The sequence below is a fragment of the Daejeonella sp. genome (assembly GCF_037719425.1).
In the GTDB taxonomy this organism is placed as follows: Bacteria; Bacteroidota; Bacteroidia; order Sphingobacteriales; family Sphingobacteriaceae; genus Daejeonella.
Genome location: NZ_JBBJNI010000212.1, coordinates 1 through 5,449, shown reverse-complemented (window position 1 = coordinate 5,449; position 5,449 = coordinate 1). Strand labels below are relative to the sequence as shown.

Here is a 5,449-nt window from a genome sequence, read left to right as displayed (position 1 = left end):
GATTTCTATTCATCGTTGACCTTGTTTTTTGTCAACCTATGTCAGGACAAGTCAAGCCAGTGACGCGGTCACCTGTGCCTTTAATCCGGGAGTAATGAATTCCAGGCATTGCATAGCAGATAAATTAAGGTTAAGCAGGTTCTGACGATCACGATCATAACCCCCGGTCTGGACCCGGCCAACAATATTATTTGCCGGAGCCGGCTTGAGCGGATCGGTAAAGCCAAAGCTCCCATCAGGATTATACACCGGGTAGACAAAGGGCGTCAGAGCCTCGTAGCTGTAAATCTCCCCAAATGGGGCGCTGCCTACCTGCGGTTGATTCGTTACCGTGTTGTTGCCCGATACATCCAGTCGGAAGCTGAGCGACTTGCTTGCCTTTACATCCAGGTTCGACCGGAAATTATACCGGTTAAACCGATAGTTATTATCTACATCATCTGACTTAAAGTCGCGAAGAAGGCCCGTCTGGTTTTGATGACCCAGGGAAACAAAGTACTTCACGCTCTCTGTTCCACCCGAAAGATCAATATTATTGGTTGTCAATGGGGCAGTCTTTTTAAACAGCGTTTCATACCAGTTGATATCCGGGTGTCCGACTGGATCTGCACCACTTCGAAACAGGTCAATATCAGGATCCGTGAAATCTGGAACATACGTGCCTCCCGAAATAAAAGCATCATTCTTAAGGGCTTCATTACGAAGTATGGCCATGTCGGCCGAGCCCAACACTTCGGGAATATGCGTGGGGCGCTGGAGGCCGTACTCCGTTCGGAAATTGATCTTTGGTGTACCTGCCTGGCCCCGGCGCGTAGTAACCAGGATGACACCATTAGCTCCTTTGATACCATAGACTGCCGTTGAGCCCGCATCTTTTAATACACTTAGCGACTGAACCTCGTTGGGGTCAATATTTGCAAAGTCTTCGTAATTAAATTCAATATCATCCACCAGGATCAGCGGCCTGACGTTACCGTTATACGTGCTTATCCCGCGGATAACGAAGTCTGCTCCGTCAGCTCCCGGGCGACCGCCACGCTGCTGGGAATAGAAGCCCGGCAATTTCCCGGAAAGTGCATTCTGTAGACTCGCAGAAGGGGTCTGCTGAATCTCCTCACGGCCAACAGTACTGACAGAGCCTACCACATCTACTCTTCGCTGGGTGCCGAAACCAACGACTACCACCTCATCCAGGCTCGTTTCATTAGCTACAATAGTCACCTCGATGTTCGAGCTGCTACCAACCACTACTTCTTTGGTAAGGTAGCCTATTCCACGAAAGATAAGTGTCTTGCTCGTATCACGAAGGCTGAGTCTAAACTTCCCCGTGCCGTCGCTACTCACCCCATTCGAAGGAACATCCTTCTCCACAACAGTGATGCCCGGAAGAACTCCTACAACATCTGAAACAGTCCCGGTGACGATAATAGGATCGTATACTTCGTAGATCCTTTTTAATATAACAACTTCTCCAACCGCTTCATAGGTGAATTGGTCTCCCAGAATTTCTTTTAAAACATCAGAAACCGGTTCATTACGAGCAGTTATTGATATTTTGTCATTTTTGAAATTATCAGAGCTATAAGCGAATTTAATCCGGCTCTGGTCTTCGATTGCTTTTAATGCTCGTTGTACGCCAACATTCCTCAGGTCCAAAGTAATTCTTCGCTCCAGGGCAGTTTGCGAGTATGCGGTTAAAGTGAGGGTAATCAGGAAAAAAAACAGGAACGATGCTGAGTGATTTCTTTTGCATTTCATATGCAATATGCTTGAATTGTCAAGGAGTTGGGATTACCGGACGAAGCCTTTTTTATCATCCCAAAACAATACCATTCTGCAAATTACAAATTCGTCAGATAAAATCAGTTTTGATAGATTATTATTTTACCGTCTATTATCTCATAACGAGTGTCCAGCACTTTGCAGATAATGCTTAACTTATCATACATACTAACCTGGCTGAGATCAGCGGTAAGAGTTCTTTTTGCAAGTACCTTCTCATCATATATAATCTCAAGCCCATACCCTTCTTCGATATTTTTAAAAATCTGTTTAATAGGGGTATCAGAAAAGGTGTAATTAAATATTCTATTATTGATCGCTACCGGTTGCTGAACGACCGTAGCCATAACAATCCGGTCTTCGTTTGAATAATTTGCCTTCTGATTCCTGGTTAATATCACACTGCTCAATTTTTCTCCGTTTCTTTCATCTTCAGAATCTTTATCAGATAAAGAATATACTGCTACTACGCCTGAAACCACTTCCACTACGGAATTCTTTTCTGTGGCATATGACCGAACTCTGAATTTTGTTCCTAAAACTTTTGTGATCAACCCATTCGAATAAACGATAAATGGCTTCAAAGGATCTTTGGCAACATCAAAGAATGCCTCCCCAGTCAAATAAATCTTCCGGCTTTCTAAATTAGTAAAAGATTTGGCGAAACTGACTCGTGCCCCCTTCTCCAATATAATGTTGCTTCCATCATGCATATTTAACTGCAGAAGCCCGGGCCCGTTATTTACCCGTTCAATCATATTGCTGCTTACGGTGGCGTCATCTCTAAAATAGTAAAAGCTGGCCACGGATAATAGTAGAACAATAGATGCTGCAAGTGTAAGCGAATGTTTGATCACCGACGATCTCAATGGTCTTTTGTGGTGCGGCTCTGAGACGGGACTATGCTCCACATCTTTTATCTCATTCAAAACAACGGCTATGGAATCCTCAATTTCAAAGTCTCTAAGGTTACCATCTTTTATTTTGCTTGCTTTTAATATTTGACGGGCGGCATTAACCTCAGCTACTTTATCTGGATTTTCAATTATCCACTCCTCCCAAAATGTATCTAAATCAGCATCGGGCGATAATACCCATTGTCTGAAGTTCTTATCCCATACAAAATCCTGAATCGAAAATTCCCGATAGTTCATTAATAGCCGTTAAAATCAGATAGAGACTTTGCGGGAGCGAAAATACCAACACTGGCGTAAAAACTATGAAATTCTTGATTTATAGCGGTTCCAGAGTTGAACTACGATCCGTAAAACATACTGTATAGTACGGTTGTATACTCTAATCCAGAGTTAATTCTGTTGTTCCGGGGAAATTATCCCCAAACACACTACCAATCTTGACTTTAATTCTATTCTCAGCTTTTTTAACGCAAGCTGCAAAAGATTTGACACGGTTTGGGGTGTGATCTGCATGGTTTTCGAAATCTCGTCCCTTGAAAAGTCTTGAAAGAATTTAAGGTACACCACTTCTCTTTGCCTGGCTGGAAGTTCAGACAGATTAGCTGCAATTCTAGAAGCAAGAGCCAGGGTGCTTTCTTTATCAATCAGGTCCTGTTCAACAGATAGTACCAAATCAAATGAGCAATCGAGCTCGTTCAGTTCCGCGTAGCTTGAAAACTTACTTTGTGATTGAATTTTGCGATGAAGGGCCCTTCTTAAAGATGCTGTTAGGTACGCTTTCGGATTTACATCATCACTTAGGTTCAATCTTTTTTCCCAAAGCTTTAGAAACAGATCCTGTATAACATCTTTAACCAGTTCGTCATCATGCGAAAATTTTGAGCCATAATTAAATAAGTGCCTGAAATTTTCCCGCATCAACTGGCCAAAAGCAAGTTTATCGCCAGTCCTGAAGGATTTCCATAGATTACAACACCGCTCTGACATTGCTACAATTGCTTAATATTGAGAGATTTTCTAGATTTGAAGATTAAATATATGGAACAATTCTACCATACCAATATTAAATCTTCATTAAGAAAAAAACGATTTAAAATTGTTAAGCAACAAAAAGAAAGGTGTTTAACCATCTAACCAAAGGTTTTCGAAATATAATGACAGAAAACTTCCTGTATCACGCGACGACTTGACTGTTATAGTACCAATGTGATACAGGCATAAAACCTTCATTAAACCTTCTGGCGTTACAGGTCTTTAAACCTGCTCCCGCAAAAAAAGGCAGTTAGATAAATCTAACTGCCTCACAAAAAAATAACAACACCCCTAACGAGTTTTATTATTCTCTCTAATCTCTTTTAACATCAACGCCATTTTTTTTACCTCTTCAGGATATCTGGCTGCCAGATTAGTCTTCTCGCCTATGTCGGTTTTTAAATTATACAGTTGAGGTTGTCCCAGATTGCCGAGTTCGGTATTTGTATGGATACTCATTTTCGGCCCGTTGCTCGGTTCTATATATTTCCAATTACCACGTATCAAGCTTAATGTGTTGTTGATGGATTGCTGAACCAGATAATCACGGTTCTTGCCAGCACCCAACAGCGTACCCAGGCTGTTAAAGCTATCAGGTGCATTATCTCCTGCCAGGCTTTGACCTGTGAGTGAAGCAATTGATGCGTAAAGGTCGAGCTGACTAAATAACGCGTTCGTAACAGTTCCAGCCTTGATTTTTCCAGGCCACCTAACGATAAATGGGACATGGGTACCTCCATCAAAAGCGCTATATTTCCCACCCCGACGATTTCCAGAAGGGGTATGTCCTTTCAGTAATTGCACAGCATTATCCTGATATCCATCATCAACGACAGACCCATTATCACTGCTAAAAATTAGCATAGTTTTGTCGGCTATTTTCAAACGGCCGAGTGTTTTCAACACTTCGCCGACGGTCCAGTCGAGCTGAAGAATGGCATCGCCCCGTGGACCCATGCCACTTTTACCAGCAAACCGTGAATGCGGGACGCGAGGTACATGGATATCATGTGTTGCGAAATACAGAAAGAATGGCTTCTCCTTATTTTTTTCAATAAAGTTAATCGCTCTATTTGTAAAAACATCCGCCATATCTTCATCGATCCAGCGAGCTTTGTTGCCTCCGCTCATCCACCCTATCCGGCTTATCCCATTGATTATCGTTGCATCGTGTCCGTGCGAATATTTCATTTTCAACAATTCAGGGTTCTCTTTCCCTGTAGGATCGTTTCCAATTTTTTCTTTGTAGGAAACAATGATCGGATCGGAGGGGTCAAGATCTACAATACGATAGTTCTCCATGTAAACGCAAGGTACCCGGTCAGCGGTGGCAGGCATCATAAAACAATAATTAAACCCGATTTCAAGTGGTCCTGGTTTGATGTCACCATTCCAGTTAGGCCCCCCCTGCGGGCCAAGTCCCAAGTGCCATTTTCCAACAACTCCCGTTTGATAGCCAGCTTTTTGAAGCATTCCCGGAAGCGTTATTATTTCAGTTGGAATTATTAATGCCGCGTCGCCCGGCGCAATTCCAGTCCCGGTTTTTCTCCATGCGTATCTGCCAGTCAAAAATGAAAACCTCGACGGTGTGCAGGTGGCAGAAGTTGCATAAGCGTTAGTGAAACGCAAACCGCCGCTGGCGATCTTGTCAATATTGGGAGTTTTTACTTTCGTTGCTCCATTTGCACTAATATCGCCGTAGCCTACATCATCTGTAT

General features: G+C 42.9%; 4 protein-coding genes. All 4 read right to left on the bottom strand.

Annotated features, from left to right (window positions below):
- Positions 1 to 51 precede the first annotated feature (51 nt).
- Complete coding sequence (locus tag WKF69_RS18505; RefSeq protein WP_340383864.1) at positions 52 to 1,758, bottom strand: SusC/RagA family TonB-linked outer membrane protein; 1,707 nt, start codon at positions 1,756 to 1,758, stop codon at positions 52 to 54.
- A 104-nt stretch (positions 1,759 to 1,862) separates the two neighbouring features.
- The gene (locus WKF69_RS18500; protein ID WP_340383862.1) at positions 1,863 to 2,936 is read right to left on the bottom strand and encodes a FecR family protein; all 1,074 of its coding nucleotides are present in this window, start codon (positions 2,934 to 2,936) and stop codon (positions 1,863 to 1,865) included.
- Positions 2,937 to 3,089: 153 nt separating this feature from the next.
- On the bottom strand, positions 3,090 to 3,686 hold the full coding sequence (locus WKF69_RS18495; RefSeq protein ID WP_340383860.1) for a sigma-70 family RNA polymerase sigma factor: 597 nt from the start codon (positions 3,684 to 3,686) through the stop codon (positions 3,090 to 3,092).
- Between the two features lie 336 nt (positions 3,687 to 4,022).
- Positions 4,023 to 5,449, bottom strand: a 1,427-nt coding sequence (locus WKF69_RS18490) for an arylsulfatase (protein ID WP_340383858.1), incomplete at its 5' end; no start/stop codon positions are given.

Bases quoted from the DNA above. Each gene is read 5' to 3' on its own strand.
- WKF69_RS18505 (WP_340383864.1), bottom strand. From the start codon at position 1,758: ATGAAATGCAAAAGAAATCACTCAGCATCGTTCCTGTTTTTTTTCCTG.
- WKF69_RS18500 (WP_340383862.1), bottom strand. From the start codon at position 2,936: ATGAACTATCGGGAATTTTCGATTCAGGATTTTGTATGGGATAAGAAC.
- WKF69_RS18495 (WP_340383860.1), bottom strand. From the start codon at position 3,686: ATGTCAGAGCGGTGTTGTAATCTATGGAAATCCTTCAGGACTGGCGAT.